Source organism: Veillonella tobetsuensis (genome assembly GCF_001078375.1).
In the GTDB taxonomy this organism is placed as follows: Bacteria; Bacillota; Negativicutes; order Veillonellales; family Veillonellaceae; genus Veillonella; species Veillonella tobetsuensis.
Map to the genome: position 1 here is coordinate 1 of NZ_BBXI01000022.1, position 17,298 is coordinate 17,298.

At 39.7% G+C, this 17,298-nt stretch carries 17 protein-coding genes; 9 read left to right on the forward strand and 8 right to left on the reverse strand.

All coding sequences use genetic code 11. The annotated features are described in order from the left end of the window. Positions 1 to 298: 298 nt before the first annotated feature. A complete protein-coding gene (rsmG, locus tag VEI_RS09040) occupies positions 299 to 1,051 on the reverse strand; it encodes a 16S rRNA (guanine(527)-N(7))-methyltransferase RsmG (protein WP_059364517.1) in 753 nt (250 codons plus the stop codon). Positions 1,052 to 1,588: 537 nt separating this feature from the next. Between rsmG and vapB the strand changes: the two genes are divergently transcribed. After that, positions 1,589 to 1,819 carry a type II toxin-antitoxin system antitoxin VapB gene (vapB, locus tag VEI_RS09045; protein ID WP_059364519.1) on the forward strand — a complete coding sequence of 77 codons (231 nt, stop codon included), beginning with the start codon at positions 1,589 to 1,591 and terminating at the stop codon, positions 1,817 to 1,819. After that, the gene (gene vapC, locus VEI_RS09050) at positions 1,816 to 2,226 is read left to right on the forward strand and encodes a type II toxin-antitoxin system tRNA(fMet)-specific endonuclease VapC (RefSeq protein WP_059364521.1); all 411 of its coding nucleotides are present in this window, start codon (positions 1,816 to 1,818) and stop codon (positions 2,224 to 2,226) included. Before vapB ends, vapC begins: the two co-directional genes overlap by 4 nt. A gap of 73 nt (positions 2,227 to 2,299) precedes the next feature. Here vapC and mnmG read toward each other — a convergent pair whose 3' ends face one another. From mnmG to rpmH, 7 genes are all read right to left on the reverse strand, one after another. Further along, positions 2,300 to 4,171, reverse strand: a complete 1,872-nt coding sequence (mnmG, locus tag VEI_RS09055; RefSeq protein WP_059364523.1) for a tRNA uridine-5-carboxymethylaminomethyl(34) synthesis enzyme MnmG — start codon at positions 4,169 to 4,171, stop codon at positions 2,300 to 2,302. Between the two features lie 144 nt (positions 4,172 to 4,315). Next, a complete protein-coding gene (gene mnmE, locus VEI_RS09060) occupies positions 4,316 to 5,701 on the reverse strand; it encodes a tRNA uridine-5-carboxymethylaminomethyl(34) synthesis GTPase MnmE (protein ID WP_059364525.1) in 1,386 nt (461 codons plus the stop codon). Between the two features lie 240 nt (positions 5,702 to 5,941). Further along, entirely contained in the window at positions 5,942 to 6,763 is an 822-nt protein-coding gene (gene jag / locus VEI_RS09065; RefSeq protein ID WP_059364527.1) for an RNA-binding cell elongation regulator Jag/EloR, read from the reverse strand. A gap of 8 nt (positions 6,764 to 6,771) precedes the next feature. Then, positions 6,772 to 7,428 carry a YidC/Oxa1 family membrane protein insertase gene (locus VEI_RS09070; protein ID WP_059364529.1) on the reverse strand — a complete coding sequence of 219 codons (657 nt, stop codon included), beginning with the start codon at positions 7,426 to 7,428 and terminating at the stop codon, positions 6,772 to 6,774. A gap of 172 nt (positions 7,429 to 7,600) precedes the next feature. Then, complete coding sequence (gene yidD, locus VEI_RS10145) at positions 7,601 to 7,855, reverse strand: membrane protein insertion efficiency factor YidD (RefSeq protein WP_082161477.1); 255 nt, start codon at positions 7,853 to 7,855, stop codon at positions 7,601 to 7,603. Between the two features lie 117 nt (positions 7,856 to 7,972). Beyond that, positions 7,973 to 8,320, reverse strand: coding sequence for a ribonuclease P protein component (gene rnpA, locus VEI_RS09075; RefSeq protein WP_059364530.1), 348 nt, complete (start codon positions 8,318 to 8,320; stop codon positions 7,973 to 7,975). A gap of 79 nt (positions 8,321 to 8,399) precedes the next feature. Next, positions 8,400 to 8,534, reverse strand: coding sequence for a 50S ribosomal protein L34 (gene rpmH, locus VEI_RS09080; RefSeq protein WP_004692946.1), 135 nt, complete (start codon positions 8,532 to 8,534; stop codon positions 8,400 to 8,402). A gap of 1,060 nt (positions 8,535 to 9,594) precedes the next feature. On the opposite strand from rpmH, the gene dnaA reads away from it, so the two are divergent. The 7 genes from dnaA to gyrB all read left to right on the forward strand — a co-directional run bounded on the left by dnaA (position 9,595) and on the right by gyrB (position 17,297). Beyond that, complete coding sequence (gene dnaA, locus VEI_RS09085; protein ID WP_059364532.1) at positions 9,595 to 11,178, forward strand: chromosomal replication initiator protein DnaA; 1,584 nt, start codon at positions 9,595 to 9,597, stop codon at positions 11,176 to 11,178. A 304-nt stretch (positions 11,179 to 11,482) separates the two neighbouring features. Continuing rightward, complete coding sequence (dnaN, locus tag VEI_RS09090; protein WP_059364534.1) at positions 11,483 to 12,604, forward strand: DNA polymerase III subunit beta; 1,122 nt, start codon at positions 11,483 to 11,485, stop codon at positions 12,602 to 12,604. Positions 12,605 to 12,643: 39 nt separating this feature from the next. Continuing rightward, positions 12,644 to 12,874 carry an RNA-binding S4 domain-containing protein gene (locus VEI_RS09095; RefSeq protein ID WP_059364536.1) on the forward strand — a complete coding sequence of 77 codons (231 nt, stop codon included), beginning with the start codon at positions 12,644 to 12,646 and terminating at the stop codon, positions 12,872 to 12,874. A 3-nt stretch (positions 12,875 to 12,877) separates the two neighbouring features. Continuing rightward, entirely contained in the window at positions 12,878 to 13,978 is a 1,101-nt protein-coding gene (gene recF / locus VEI_RS09100) for a DNA replication/repair protein RecF (protein WP_059364538.1), read from the forward strand. Next, on the forward strand, positions 13,965 to 14,864 hold the full coding sequence (locus VEI_RS09105; RefSeq protein ID WP_059364540.1) for a DUF721 domain-containing protein: 900 nt from the start codon (positions 13,965 to 13,967) through the stop codon (positions 14,862 to 14,864). The genes recF and VEI_RS09105 overlap by 14 nt, the downstream gene beginning before the upstream one ends. 161 nt (positions 14,865 to 15,025) lie before the next feature. Further along, positions 15,026 to 15,274 carry an extracellular matrix regulator RemB gene (gene remB, locus VEI_RS09110; RefSeq protein WP_059364541.1) on the forward strand — a complete coding sequence of 83 codons (249 nt, stop codon included), beginning with the start codon at positions 15,026 to 15,028 and terminating at the stop codon, positions 15,272 to 15,274. 121 nt (positions 15,275 to 15,395) lie between these two features. Further along, entirely contained in the window at positions 15,396 to 17,297 is a 1,902-nt protein-coding gene (gyrB, locus tag VEI_RS09115) for a DNA topoisomerase (ATP-hydrolyzing) subunit B (protein WP_059364542.1), read from the forward strand. Position 17,298: the final 1 nt, after the last annotated feature.

A 17,298-nucleotide genomic window follows, 5' to 3' on the forward strand; every position in this document is an offset into this window, starting at 1 on the left:
TCATAATTTAATTATACCAACGAAAAGGGTCCCTCGGGACCCTTTTTGCTTAGAAATATAAAAAAGTTAAGGGGCTGTTTTGTTACAGCCCCTTGTTTTCGTTATAGCCGTTAGTATTAATATGCCACAATCTTTTCCTATTTATTGTTACTCATAATATAAGTTTAATCTAAAAACACCTTTCAAAAAACGACTTTGGCCCTGCGGAGGCCGATAGGCCGGAGTCAGACCCGGCCGGTGGAGGCTTTTTGGAAGGTGTTTTTAGATTGCTTACATTAATGAAAAAGATTGTAGCATATTATAATAACGGTTTATCCCTTATCTCTTTTGGTTTTCTAGGATATTTTCCAGGTGTTTTTCCAGTCTTTTTGATATACACAATAGCTCGTTTATCATCTAGGGTAGGGAGTGTAACGGTTCTTACATCTTCGATGGATGCTTTTAATGTGCTAAGGGCTTTATCAGATTCGCCGACTTCTTCTTCGTAGATAGCGCCTTTTAAAGCAATTACGTAACCACCTTCTTTTACATAGGGAACAGTCCATTCTAATAGGATTGGTAAACGTGCCACTGCACGACTCGTGGCGATATCGAAGCTTTCACGAAAATCTTGATGACTCAAATCTTCAGCGCGTCCATGTAAGGTCTTGCAGTTCGTCAATTGCAATTCGTCGATAACGGACTCAAGAAAAGTAAGGCGTTTCTTGAGAGAGTCAAACAAGGTCACGTGCAAGGTTCTATCATAGATGGCCAATGGAATGCCAGGAAAACCAGCACCGGTTCCGACATCGATAATAGAGGATCCAGATTTGATAATTTTCGGATCATAACAAGATAGAGAATCAATCATGTGCTTAACCACGACTTCCTTCATATCCGTAATACCCGTCAGATTAAGATATTTATTTGTTTCGATCATGCGTGCATAGTACACGTAGAAATCTTTTGCTTGCTGCAGTGTGCATGGCAATCCAAATGATACCATTTGTGAAAGCATATATTCTACAAACTCAGATTCACTAGCGATAGGCACATCATATTTTTCTTTCATCGGTGCTCCTAACTATATGTATGTAATTCAGGCTAAAATTCATTTATTCGCGCTATAAGACCTATTTATGTACTTCTAGGATAAATTATATACAAAGCACTTAAAAAAGAGCATACAAGCGAAATATAAGAGTCATATTTGTATCTATTATACCATATTCTCAATATATTCTCATTTATTATATAGATAAAAATGCAAAAAGAGGAGGTACGCATAAAAATCTTATATCAATATGATCCCATTAATGATATTCTCAATTAACTATCAATTATAATTCTTCGTATTTTAACACTTACCAAATACTATACTCCAAATTTTATTTCCTATATGAAAATATCTTTATTTTATCTTATAATTTGTCTTTTCTGTGTGTACACCTTATGTACGTCTAGAATGTACAAAATTTTACTTTTACATATATTACAGTTATAAATATCCATATATTTATGCAAAGATTTATCTGTTATATTTGTAAAACTAATACTTGTAAAAATATATATCAAGGTATATACTTTTCTTAACAAGGAGGTGATGTGTATGACCACAGCAAAGCTATTTGAAAATGGCCGTAGCCAGGCTGTACGATTACCAAAAGAGTATCGGTTTAATGGTGATGAAGTAATCATCAACAAAGTAGGCAATATAGTCTTACTAATGCCAAAAGATGATGAGTGGACAGGTTTTGTAGCAGGCTTATCATTATTTACAGATGATTTTATGTGTAACGGACGGGAAGAAATCGATCATCAGGAGCGTGAAACTTTATGAAGTATATGTTAGATACAAATATTTGTATTTATGCTATCAAACAAGAGCCAGAAGTTGTACTACAAAAAATTTTAAAACATCATCCATCAGACATATGCATTTCATCAATTACATATGCTGAATTAATGCATGGTGTTGAAAAAAGCCAAGCCAAAGATAAAAATAGGTTAGCACTAACGCTTTTATTATCGCCTATAGAAATTGTTGATTTTGACAGTCATGCTGCTGAGGAATATGGAAAAATAAAAGCTGATTTACAATCACAAGGAAAAATTATTGGTCCTATGGATTTACTCATAGCTAGCCATGCTAAATCGAAAGGTCTAACTATTGTAACTAACAATACAAAAGAATTCAAAAGAGTTAATCATTTAAATGTAGAAGATTGGTCTAAACCATTAAGCTAATACAACATAAACCAATAGAAAAAAGCTAGTTAATCAAACGATTAGCTAGCTTTTTTCTATGTAATCACATATTCTATTTGTTCCTATAATATTGTTCTAGTTGAATCAACAGAACAGACACGTCCGCTGGGGATACGCCAGAAATACGGCTTGCTTGGCCGATGGAGTGAGGGTGAATTTTGTTGAGCTTTTGTTGCGCTTCAAGGGAGATACCCTTAATTTGTGTGTAGTCCCATTCTTTTGGAAGAATTTTTTCTTCTAATTTACGAACCTTATCGACTTGGTCCATTTGCTTTTTGATGTAACCTTCGTAGGTAATGGCAATATCCATAGCTTCTTCAACGTCAGGTGTAAAGCGTTTCAAACCGAATGCATCAGCTACGGTAGCATAGGAGAGTTCGTTACGTTTTACCAAATCATATGCGTGGATGCCTGTTTTGATAGGGGCTGTGCCCAAGCTTTCAAGCAAGGCTTGCGTTTCCTTGGACGGATTGACAGGTGTGTTGCGCAACAATTCCATGCCTTCTTCGATGGCCGCTTTTTTAGCTGTAAATTTAGCCCAACGATCATCTTTCACAAGGCCGATTTCACGACCTTTTTCGGTAAGGCGCATGTCCGCATTGTCTTGACGAAGCAATAGACGGTATTCACTACGGCTCGTCATCATGCGATATGGTTCGTTGGTACCTTTTGTTACGAGATCATCGATGAGAACGCCAATGTATGCTTCGGAGCGAGCAAGGATGAAAGGTTCTTTTCCTTGAAGCCACAACGCTGCATTAATACCAGCCATTAGACCTTGTGCAGCGGCTTCTTCATAGCCAGATGTGCCATTGGCTTGACCTGCAGAGTAGAGGCCTTCAATATGTTTCACTTGAAGAGCTGGCGTCAATTGTGTTGGGTTCAAGCAATCGTATTCAATAGCATAGGCAGGACGCATGATTTCGACGTTTTCAAGACCAGGAATGGTGCGAAGGAATGCGTATTGTACGTCCATAGGAAGGGATGTACTCATGCCTTGTACGTACATTTCGTTTGTGCTTGTACCTTCTGGTTCCACGAATAGTTGATGACGTTCTTTATCAGCAAAGCGCACCACCTTATCTTCGATGGAAGGGCAGTAGCGCGGGCCAACACCTTCAATTTTACCGCTGTACATAGGAGCACGATGAATATTGCTTTTAATAATCTCATGCGTTTCCTTATTCGTATACGTCAACCAGCACACATCTTCGTTGCGGTTGATCCATTCGTCCATAAAGGAAAAGGCATGATGATGTGCATCGCCTTCTTGAACGGCCATATTTTCAATATTAAGCGTTCGTTTATCTACGCGGGCTGGCGTGCCAGTCTTAAAGCGCATCAATTCAACGCCATTATCTAGTAGGGATTGAGAAAATTGTTCCGCTACGCGTTGCCCATTTGGGCCACCTACATAGTCGATATCGCCGATGAGGATTTTGCCTTTCAAATAGGTACCTGTACAAAGAATAACAGCCTTAGCGCCATAGAATTCGCCAAGCTCAGTAACGATGCCCGTTACCTTGCCATCCTCAACCTTGAGCTCAGTTACCATGATTTGCTTAACATTGAGGTTCTCTGTATTCTCTACAGTTTGTTTCATCAAATGTTGGTACTTAACCTTATCAGATTGGCAACGCAAAGAATGCACGGCAGGTCCTTTACCCATATTAAGCATACGCATTTGAATGGCCGTAGCATCCGCATTGATACCCATTTGACCGCCCAACGCATCGAGCTCATACACAAGATGGCTTTTACCAGGACCGCCAACGGCAGGGTTGCACGGCATAAGTGCAATATTATCCAAACTGATGGTCGCCATCAACGTGCGATGACCCATGCGGGCGCAGGCGAGGGCCGCCTCACAACCAGCATGACCGCCACCGATGACGATGACATCATAATTATCTACTGTGTACATATGAATTTCCTTATATTTACTACTTATTATGAAATGTATATGGAATGATAACTTCCAAGAAACTCCACCGGCCGGGTCTGACTTCGGCCTACGGCCTTCGCAGGGCCAAAGTCGTTTTTTGAAAGCCATCATTCCATATCTACATTACTTACCGAGACAAAATCTACTAAATAATTCATCTATCATACTTTCACGAATTGTATCACCCGTGATGTCGCCTAGTAGTTCCCAGGCGCTGCGCAGGTCGGTAGCGACAAAGTCCACCGGCATGCCCATGTCGATGGAGGAGAGGGCTTCTTCGACTTGAGCCTTCGCTTGTTCCATGAGGCTGATATGGCGCACGTTACTGATCATGGCGCTATTGTCTTGTTTTACACGACCGCCATAGACGAGTTCTTGCACCCATTTAGAGAGAACTGCAGAGCCTTCGCCGTCTTTGGCACTAATGCGTTCGATAGCTGTAAAAGTACCGTGTTCTTTAATAGTTTCATCTGTAACGACTTGTGCCACATCGGACTTATTGAGGAGTACGATAGTGTTCAAACCGCTAACAGAGGTCAAAATTTCAATTTCTTCAGGGGTCAATGGGGTAGACCCGTCAATAACGCAGAGCACGATATCTGCTTTGTTAATATAATCGCGAGCACGCTCCACACCAAGGGCTTCCACCGTATCTTGTGTGTCTCGAATACCTGCCGTATCGATGAGGCGCAATGAAATGCCTTCTACGGTCATATATTCTTCAATACTGTCCCGCGTCGTCCCCGGAATATCCGTTACAATAGCGCGGTTTTCGCGCAAGAGAGCGTTCATAAGGCTCGATTTACCTGCATTTGGACGGCCTACAATAACCGTCGTAATACCGTCACGAATGAGGCGTCCTGTGTTCGCTGTGGACAAGAGTTCATCCATAGCTTTCAAAATAGGTTCTAGCTGCTCGCGAACCTCTTGGCTCGTTACATCCTCGATATCCTCTTCTGGATAGTCGATAGTTACCTCTAAATGAGCAATCATAGCGATGAGCTGTTCACGCACATCTTTTACAAAGGACGAAACTGTGCCGTCCAGCTGCGATACAGCGAGAGAAAGGGAGTCCTCTGTTTTTGCTTCAATAATATCAATGATCGCCTCCGCTTGGGTGAGGTCGATACGTCCATTCATAAAGGCACGCTTCGTAAATTCGCCGGCCTCTGCCATGCGCACATCATGATTGACGAGCAATTTCAAGATTTGTCGAACCGGCACAATACCGCCATGACATTGAATTTCCACCACATCCTCTGCCGTGTAGGAATGAGGACCCTTCATTAATAACACAAGAACCTCGTCGATGGTCTTGTTCGTCGCTGGATCCACAATAGTCCCGTATTGAATCGTTCTATTTTGGCGGTCCATTAACGGAACGATGCCAGCGCTCTTGAACAGGCTATTTACAATAGGAAAACTATCCTTGCCGCTGACCCGAATAATACCAACCCCGCCGATGCCGGGCGGAGTCGCAATGGCCGCTATTGTATCATCTATATACATAAAAATCTCCGTATTTCGATTAACTTTTATATCTTCTTCGCCTGTGAAAGTTAAACTAAACCAATCTACGCACGCGAAGATTACCTTAGGTTAGCTTTCACCATAACCTATCGTATTACGTATAAATAAAATGGTGGTGGCGGTGGCATTCTAAAACCGACTTTGGCCCTGCGGAGGCCATAGGCCGGAGTCAGACCCGGCCGGTGGAGGTTATCAGAATGCTATCGCCACCAAACACTTTTATTTTTTGTAAGAGATCACGATATGGCGGAATGGTTCATCACCAGCAGATTCTGTGACGATATGTTTATCATCATGCAACGCAGTGTGAATGATTTTACGTTCAAATGCATTCATTGGTTCTAAGGAAACCTTTTGACGATTGCGTTTTACCTTAGAAGCAAGGCGTTTTGCAAGATTGATCAACGTTTCTTCGCGACGAGAGCGGTAATTTTCCACATCAACCACGATGTGACAGTGGCCAGACACTTCTTTATGAGCTACCAAATTAGTTAAATATTGGATAGCATCAAGAGTTTGACCATGTTTACCAATCAAGATACCGAGGTCTTCACCATGTACTTGGAACGTGATTTTATCAGCGGTAAACATTTTTTCAATCATCACAACAAGGCCCATTTGGCCGAACATATCTTCAAGGAATTTCTTACCTTTTTCAGCGATAAGTTGTTGTGTTTCTTTTGAAAGTTCTTTTTTCGTTTCTTTAGTAGTTTCTGTTTCATCTTCAACTTCGTCGATTTCAGAATCATCAGCAGAGCTTTCAGAAACAGTAACATTACTTTCAGAAGTAGCCACAGGCTCATTAGATACAGCAACAGAAGTTTCAGCGATTTCTTCTTTTTCTTCTACTGTAGCCGTAGCAGCTACTGTTGTATAAAACAAACGAACAACGGCTGGTTTACGGCCAATGCCTAAAAAACCATTAGAAGGTTGTTCAATAACCTTTGTTTCTACCAATTCACGACCATCTATAGAGAGTTCTGCAACCCCTTTAGCGATGGCATCTTCAATTGTTTTAGCAGATACATCGATAAATTCCATAGTGCCTCCTATTTATTAGCTTCTAAGCCTTTGTAAATGAAATGTTGTTGCACAAATTGGAACACATTGGATACGATCCAGTAAATAACAAGGCCGGATGGGAAGTTCAAGGAAATGTAACCGATGAACAATGGCATAAAGATTGTCATAATCTTTTGTTGTTGTGCAGCGGCACCAGAAGCGCCCATACCAGTTTGTTTAGACATAACCCATGTGGACAAAGCACTCAATACAGGCAAGATGTAGTATGGATCTGCTTCTCCAAGGCTAGGAAGCCAGAGGAAATGTTCGAATGCAGGATTGTAAGGATACCCTTGCAATGCATAGAAGATAGCAATCAAGAAAGGCATTTGAACCAATAAAGGCAAGCAACCAGCTAGTGGATTTACACCCAATTCTTTGTACATAGCAGCCATTTCAGCTTGCATTCTTGCAGGATCATTTTTGTACTTATCTTGAAGCTCTTTCATGCGAGGTTGCAACTCTTGCATAGCTTTCATAGATTTGATTTGTTTTACTGTCAACGGCGCTAGAATCGCTTTGATAAAAACAGTAAGGATGATGATAGCCATCCCATAGCTTGGGAATCCGACCATTTCAGTCAAGTTGAATGCATATGTCACAAGCGTGCGCATAAATTCAACTAAATAGTTAAAAATTTCCATTGTTTCTCCTTCGAATGTAGGCCTAAACAGGACACCATTGCGCATCCATATATCGTTATGGTATGGTCTAAATTTCATCCATACAGATGCTCAGGTATTTCCAAAACTGTGCTAACTCAAACTAATGTCAATTGTGAAAGTTGTACTAGTCTTATCTTTCACTAATACCAAATTAAGGAACGGGATCATAGCCGCCCTTATGAAATGGATGACAACGCAAAATGCGTTTTAGCCCAAGCCAGCTACCTTTCAAGGGTCCATATTTTTCAATGGCCTGCAGAGTATATGCGGAACAAGTGGGATAATATCGGCAACATCCCGGTTTGAGAGGGGATATGGCAATCTGATAGAAGCGGATAACGAGCCATAAAACAAAGGTTACCCCTCGTTTTATAAGGTTGGATATAGTTATACATGTATCTTTCATAGAATTCACCATTTAGGCTTAAGGTCTAAAATTGCATATACATTTAAACCATAGGCCTCATAATACGCGAATAGGACCAAAGCATAGCGCTGTCCATGCTTGTGGTCCTATATAGGATTATACTAAGAGCTTGCTTTTACGCAATAAGTACAGTATTTCCTTTTCCGCTCGTTCATAGGTTGCGTCCTTCAGAGGGCCACGTCCAACGATAACAATATGATACCCTTCGCGAAGTTGATGCTGATTGAGGCGATACACCTCTTTCATAAGGCGTCGTGCACGATTGCGTTGTACAGCACCGCCCACCTTTTTCCCCGTCACAAATCCGATACGAGTCTTTTGCTTCGCTACAGGCATACGATATAGAACGCATAGGCGTCCTACCTCATACTTACCATGCTTATACACAAGGCGATATTCATTATTGTTTATAATACGTCTCGTTTTATCTAAGCGGTAATCCATTGTATCGTCCGAGTCCTATAGAATAGAAAAACTTGGCAAGAGCGCCAAGTTTTCTGAAAGCTCTTGCTGAGCCATTATATTATGCAGATAAGCGTTTTCTGCCTTTAGCGCGTCTTCTTTTTAATACGAGACGGCCACCAATAGTTTTCATGCGTTCACGGAAACCATGGGTACGTTTTCTCCAAAGAGTATTTGGTTGATATGTACGTTTCATTAGTAAAACACCTCCTCGTTATATATTTGTTTTACTTATACCATAACAGGGTAATTATAGAGGGAAAACGCAAATCTGTCAATAAAAAACAGGTGTTTTCTTAGCATTTTTAGTATGTGCGAAACCGATATCACACTATTTTTGAATATATAATTTGTTTGCTGCCAACATTTTCATAACTTAGTAATGAGGAAAGGACCATAATTTTTCGCTCCACCGGCCAGGTCTGTCTCCGGCCTGCGGCCTTCGCAGGGCCAAAGTCTCTGCAAAATTATGGCCCTTTCCTCATTCTACTGTAACTATGAAAACGTCAAACAAATTATATTCCATTCAAAGATCATCCTATCGGTTTCGCATCAATAAAAACAAATAATAAAATACCTGTTTTTTTATTGAAACAGATTGCGCGCACCTTCCCTTGGCGGGGAAGACAGAATCTACTATTTTAGAGCAACATACATACACCTCTTTTGAAATAAAACAGGCCTGTTCTATTTTCCCAAACACCCTACTTATGTCCCTGTGGAGCCCGCAGGGCGGAGTCAGACCCGGCCGGTGTCCTTCTACCCATATGAAATTTGTTTATTTTAGCTAATTTTAGATTAAAGTAGGTTTGGTGGTCACTTTTTAGCGACTTTGGCCCTGCGAAGGCCGTAGGCCGGAGACAGACCCGGCCGGTGGAGCTAAAAAGTGACCACCAAACCGGATTTCACTCAAAATGCTAAAATAAACAAATTCCATAAAAGTTATCCACAGATTAAATGACAATCCCCCTATTTTTTGGTACAATTATAACTGAAATTGGTAAAAAATATATGTTTTTATAAGTATTTTATAGATAGCTTACAAAAGTTATCCACATTTTTTCTCTTTTAACCTATGAATAGTAAAAACCTAGTGTTTATAAGGTTGGAAGGGAATTTTATTTTCTCTTATTCACAAGTTGTGCACATGTTATTCACAGGTATTTTTAATTTTTCCACAGCTTTTGAATAAGTTATACACATAATTACAAAAGTTATCCACATTTTTAGTAAAATTTATACACAAGAGGCATAAAATGCAAGCAACTGATCTTAATGATATATGGGAACATATATTACAAGTAGCGAAACAAACACTGCCACCTGCGATTTATTCAAGTTTAAGTACATCTCTCATACCGATGAGTATAGATAACAATTCTATTCACATTGTGGTTATGCAGAGTTTTATAAAAAATGTCATTGAATCTCAGCAAACGGTGAGTAAGATGTTAACAGATGCCATCCAGCAAGTGACGGGCAAACAATTAAATATGGTTTTACTTGATTTATTTCCACCCAAAGAGGAAACACCGGTAGAGCCACCGCAAGTAACGGATACTTTCTCCGTAAGTACTGCATTGAGTACGCTGAAAAATGGTACGGAACTTACAAAACCTACGAAACAAGAGGTTCCTTATCAAGAGGAGTTTTACACGCCGGTCTATGATGAACCTGTGTATATTCAACGAAAAGAAACGTATGAGTTAATTCCTGATGAGCCGATGTTCCCTATGGAACAGACAAAAACTGCGCAAACGCTACAGTCTACTGATATTCCTATCGATTTGTCGTCGTCTCAGCTCAACCATGGCTATCGATTCGATAATTACATTACAGGCAACTCGAACCGCATTCCCTTTGGAGCCGCTCAAAATGTGTCGGAACATCCAGGTGGCGACTATAATCCGCTATTTATCTATGGCCCGTCTGGCCTCGGTAAAACGCATCTTATGCACGCTATTGGCAATGCCATTGTCGAAAGATATCCAAATCTTAAGGTGATGTGTACAACGAGCGAAAAATTCATGAATTTGTTCATCGAATCCATTCGCAAGCGACAAGGCGAACTATTCCGTAACACCTTCCGCAATATCGACGTATTGCTCATCGACGATATTCAGTTCTTGGAAAATAAAGAGGGTACGAAAACAGAATTTTTCAATACTTTCAACGAATTATTGGACAATAACAAGCAAATCGTCCTCACCAGCGATACCATGCCAAACGACATGGATCAGTTCGAAGATCGCTTGCGTTCTAGGTTCCAAGCAGGTTATGTAGCGACCATGGAAAATCCAGATTTGGAAACGCGCATCGCCATTTTGAAAGCCCTCGTTGAAAAGGAAAACAACAAGAATCGGAATCTCGTTATCGACAACGATGCCATCAACTACGTGGCATTGCAATTCGATGAAAACATCCGCGTACTGCAAGGGGCTTTCAACAAGCTTATTGGTACTGCATCCCTTGAACAACGAACTAGCAGTATCGACCTAGAATACACGAAAAAAACATTATCCGACATCATCACGACGGAACGGGTGACACTGATTGATATCGAGTCCATTCAAGATTTTATCAGTACTTATTTCAATATTAAGAAACAAGATTTGTTAGGCAAGAAACGTAAGGCTCAATTTGCATTCCCACGTCAAATTGCCATGTATTTGTGTCGCGATGTGATTAATGAAAGCTATCCACAAATCGCAGCAGCCTTTTCGAGGGATCATACGACGATTTTGCATGCGTACGATAAGATTAGCAAAGAAATCGACAAGAATCCTGAAACAAAACAGATTATCCTAGACATCAAAGCCAAGCTTTCATCACTCAACTAAAATGGGTGTGGATAACTCTGTGGATAGATTGTGTATAAATCTGTGGATAATGCAGAATTTAAGATTTTCTGTGAGTATGTGGATAACCTAAAACAATGTATACACACACTTATCCACACCTGTAGAAAGGCATAAAATCTAAAAAACTTTCACATTTGCACACATTCACAACGCCTACTACAAATACTACTAAACTTACAAAACAATCAAAAACATATCAGAAAACCGATCTATCGTTGATTATCTATAGAGGACCAACGTAAATCACACAACGAATATTACAAACAAGGAGAGTATTTACGATATGAATATCAAATTTCCAAAGGCCAATCTCCAAAAAGCCATTAACGTTTTACAAAAAGTATCTCAAAACAAAACAAGTTCCAATCTACCAGGTTCCATTTATATCACTACAAAAAATAATCAAGTGGAACTACAAGGTAACGATTTTGAATTGGGCATCAAACTTACTATCGATGCAGAAATCTTAGAACCAGGTACTTTGGTGGTTGCATCTCGTTACTTCCAAGAATTAATCCGCAAATTGCCAGGTGAAACAATTCAATTGAGCAAACCAGAAGATGGCAATTCCTTAAAAATCACATCAGGTTCCTCTGAATTTAATCTTGTCACATTGCATCCAGACGATTTTTCCTTAGTTGAACAAATTCATGACCAAGATCATGTAACTATGGACAGCCAAGCAATGAAAGAACTTATCGACCTTACGAACTATGCAGCAGCCAGCGATGATGATCGCCCTGTATTTGCTGGTGCTTTACTTGAAATTAAAGATGCAAACGACAAAGAAGTAACTATGGTTGCTACAGATACACATCGCATGGCGGTTAAGAAAGTAACTATCGATGAACCAGCAACTAATCCAATGCGCGTTATCATTCCAACAAAGGCTTTAGCAGAAGTATCTCGTTTATTGCCAACAGACAATCCATCTGTTATTAAAATCATTTGGAATCGCACACAAATCGTGTTCATGTTTGAATCCATCTATATTATTTCTCGCTTAATCGAAGGTACATATCCAGAATATGAAAAGGTAATTCCTGCTCAATTCGATTCTAGTGCGATTGTAGACCGCAAAGATTTTGCAGGCGCCGTTGATCGTGTATCCTTATTGGCAAAAGATATGAGTTACAACGTAATTCGCTATGACTGGTCCGAGGTACAAGTGACTTTGTCCAGCCAAAATGCTGAAATCGGTATGGCGAAGGAAGAAATTCCTGTGGAATTTAAGGGCACACCATTCACGATTTCCTTTAATGGTCGCTACATTTCTGATATCTTGCGTCACAGCACAGGCGATAATATCCATATGTATTTAAAACAAAATGGTCCTGTTGTGATTCGCCAAGATAATAATCCGAACTATACGTACGTAGTAACACCTGTTCGTACGAATGCTTAATCGTCACATACAGTAATTTGTCCACCATAGGAGGACGTTATGAAACAACAACATGTACCTATCCATACGGAGTACATTCAAATCGATCAACTACTTAAATTAGAAGGTGTCATCGAAACAGGGGGGCAAGTAAAAAGACTTATCGATGATCAAGTACTTACATTAAATGGCACTATCGTTACAGAAAAACGCAAAAAATGTCGCGTTGGCGATGTGATAGGTGTAGATGGTCTCGATGTAGAATTCATCGTTACCAAAGAGGAGGCATAATCGGTGAGAATCAACTCACTGCAATTGTTCCAGTTTCGCAACTATAAGGAATTAAATATATCCTTACATCCTGAAATCATCGTCTTATACGGCACCAATGGGTCTGGTAAAACCAATATATTGGAATCGATTTACGTTGGTACCATTGGTAAAAGTCATCGTACAAATGATACGTCGGATATGCTTTTATTTAATGCTGATGAAGCAGGCATTGTGGTGAACTTTGAGAAAAAGGATACGCCGCAGAAGGTAAATATTAAGCTATTTCGCCAAGGACCAAAAGATATTCGCTTAAATGATACTAAAATATCTCAGAAGGAATTAATTGGTACCTTAAATACAGTTATATTCTGTCCGGAAGATTTACAGCTCATCAAGGGCAGCCCATCGGGGCGTCGTAGATTTCTTGATATGGAAATATCTCAGACCAGCGCTACTTATTATCATCAATTGTTGCAATATAATCGCTTATTACAACAACGCAATACCTTGTTGAAGGAATATCGTGGTAAGCAGAATATACCTCTTGCTGAATGGGATATACAGCTAGCGGATATGGCGGCTTTCATCGTAAAAAAACGAATGGAAAGTTTAAAGAAAATCAATTTGCTCATCGATTTGATGAATCGTAAATTGACAGGCGGTCTTGAAAATCTCACCATCGGTTATGAACAACCCTATGGGAAGGACAATCATCTTGTATATACAAAGGAAGCCTTTTATGATTTATTACAAGAGTCGTTGCCGCAGGATCGTCATCGCATGACCACAAGCGTAGGTCCTCATCGTGATGATTTGCGGTTCTTTTCGGATTCTATTGATTTAAAGCGATTTGGATCTCAAGGACAGCAACGGACGGCGGTACTGTCACTAAAATTGAGCGAATTAGAATTTATCAAATCCGAAGTAGGCGAATATCCCGTATTGCTCTTAGACGATGTGTTGAGCGAGCTTGACGAGGCGAGACGGAATAATTTATTGCAGTTCATCCATAAACGCATTCAAACCGTCATAACTACGACGGATATACACGATTTTGAAAACCTACAAGGTGTTCAATTTATTCAATGTCAGGAGGGGCAAGTCCATTATGGAAAGCCTTAATATGTGCTTAGCTGGTGGTCTTGATGAGCTAGGTATACTTGAAAAATTTAAACTGAATACTCTGATTCATCATTGGCGTGATGTGGTAGGTCCAATTTATGCAGCCCATACGCGCATCATCGACATTAAACCTCCTAAAATTGTGCTTAGCGCTGATAATTCGCAATGGATGCAAGAGGTTAAGATGAACCAAAAACGCATTCTTAAGGCCATTAATGATTATTATCAAGGTGAGATTATCACCGAAATGGGCCTTATGATGCATCGTCAGAGCTTTGTGAAAGAATCGTCTGGTCCGGAGATATATCATATAGAAATGCCTGATATAGAAGGCTATATAGATATGTCAAAAATCATCTTATCCGATGATGATATAAATGTTATCGACAATATGGTTAACAAAATCTCTGATGACACATTAAAAGATACTTTCAGAAACGTAATTATTAGCAGTCGCAAAAAAGAAATTTATTTATTAGAACATGGCTATCATCGTTGTGAACGCTGTCGAATTCTGATGAATCGAGCTACTAAACATTGTGTTACCTGTGAATATGAAATTCATCGTGAGCATATCAACAATATTAAACGGCAAATTCGACGGATTCCTTATATAAAATACAAAGAATGTTGTAAATATATAAACTGCACTTTTGATGACTTTGCCATGGCTATGAGAGAACTTATTTATTTTTATTTAGACAAGGTATATCATGGTTCAACTAGCCGTAATCACATGTATATGGCAGCCATGCTCATTACCCATAAACCACCTGAAGAATTAACAGATCAACATGTGATTAACCTGTGTAATAAACATAGATCAAAATTCTTGAGTGAAGAAAAACAAAAAGAGCTCAATATGCTTAGGGGGATATTGGAATAGATGACCATTATTTCTCGCTCCACCGGCCGGGTCTGACTACGCCCTTCGGGCTCCGCAGGGCCAAAGTCGCTGCGAAATTAATGGTCATCTATTCAATAGTAGGACAGAGAAAAATGGAGTTTATTTAGCATTCTTACTTAGATGAAAATAAGAGGAGAAATATGTATCTTCATATTGGCGATAATTTGAGTATCCCTATGAATTCAATCATTACTATGATTCATGCGGATTCAGGAAAATCGCATAGGACGGGCATATCGTATTATGATGCTGAGGTTATAAACGTGGTGCCTGAAGACAAGATAAAAACATATATCGTAACAGATGATTGTGTGTATGCATCTGGTATATCACTAAAAACTTTGAAAAAACGTATTGATGAGTTTTACTCAATTTTGAAGAATAAGTAATTAGCAATATATAGCTTTCAAGTTATTAGCAATATATAGTATAATAATGAGATAAACTATAACCGTAGACGTGTTGTGCATAAGCATATTGCGGTTTATGTCGTTAGGAGGAGTTTGTTTAATGGCTGAAGAAAATTATGGCGCTCAGAATATACAGGTTCTTGAGGGTCTAGACGCGGTGCGTAAACGCCCGGGGATGTACATTGGTAGTACGTCTGTGCGTGGTTTGCATCACCTCGTTTATGAAGTTGTAGACAATTCAGTGGACGAAGCGCTCGCAGGTTATGCGACGCATATCGAAGTGTCCATTAATGAAGATAATAGTATTACCGTTGTAGATGATGGCCGTGGTATTCCAACAGGCATGCATGAATCTGGCATGTCCGCAGTGGAATTGGTATTAACTAAATTGCATGCAGGCGGTAAATTTGGTGGTGGCGGCTATAAGGTGTCCGGTGGTCTTCACGGCGTAGGTATTTCCGTTGTAAATGCATTGAGTGAATGGACTAAGGTTCAAGTTTCTCAAAATGGCATCATTCAAGAAATTTCCTTTGCTCGTGGCCATAAAACATCTGAATTGCATGAAATTGGCAAAGCTGAAGGCACCGGTACAACAGTTATTTTTAAAGCAGATCCAGAAATCTTTGAAACTACAGTGTTCAACTTTGATACATTGAAGTTCCGTTTACAAGAATTGGCGTTCCTTAACAAGGGCCTTCGCATTACATTGAGCGATTTGCGCCAAGAGGAACCTCGTATTGAAAGCTTCCACTACGAAGGTGGTTTAAGTTCTTTCATCACATTCTTGAACGAAAACAAGGAAGTTGTTAACCCAACTGTTATCAACATTGAAAATACAAAGGATGACGTAGTTGTTGACGTTGCATTGCAATATAATGATAGTTACAGCGAAAACTTGTTATCCTTCGTAAATAACATCAATACCGTTGATGGTGGTACACATTTATCTGGCTTCCGTGCCGCATTGACGCGTACACTCAATGATTATGGCCGTAAATCTGGTCTTATCAAGGAAAATGAAAGCAATCTTTCCGGTGAGGATGTACGTGAAGGTTTGACTGCTGTTATTTCTGTGAAAGTATTAGAACCACAGTTTGAAGGTCAAACTAAAACTAAGCTTGGCAATAGCGAAGTAAAAGGTATTACTGACGTTATCGTGTCCGAAGGTCTTAAAACATTCTTTGAAGAACATCCACAAGATGCGAAGAAGATCATCGAAAAAGCAACGATGGCGAGCCGTGCTCGTGAGGCTGCTCGTAAGGCCCGCGATTTGACACGTCGAAAGAACGCGTTAGAGGTATCTAGCCTTCCTGGTAAATTGGCGGACTGCTCCGAAAAAGATACATCTATGACTGAAATTTATCTAGTCGAAGGTGATTCTGCGGGTGGTTCTGCAAAACAAGGTCGTGACCGTCGTTACCAAGCGATTTTGCCATTGCGTGGTAAAATCCTAAACGTAGAAAAGGCACGCCTTGATAAGATTTTGGCGAATAACGAAATTCGTTCTATGATTACTGCTTTCGGTACTGGTATTGGTGAAGAATTCGATATTACTAAATCCCGTTATAATAAAATTATTATCATGACAGATGCGGACGTTGATGGCGCTCACATCCGTACATTGCTTCTCACATTCTTCTATCGATATATGAAACCTTTGGTAGAGGAAGGACATATTTATATTGCTCAACCGCCTTTATACCAAATTAAAAAAGGCAAATCCCATTGGTATGTATACTCTGATGCAGAGCTCACAGCAAAACTTGATGAAGTAGGCCGCGATGGTATTACAATCCAACGATATAAAGGTTTAGGTGAAATGAATCCTGAACAATTGTGGGAGACAACAATGAACCCTGAAAATCGTACAATTTTACAAGTTAGCTTAGAAGATTCTATCGAAGCTGATAAAATCTTTACCGTACTTATGGGTGATAAGGTTGAACCTCGTCGTAAATTTATTGAAGATAACGCAAAATATGTGCGTAATCTAGACTTATAAG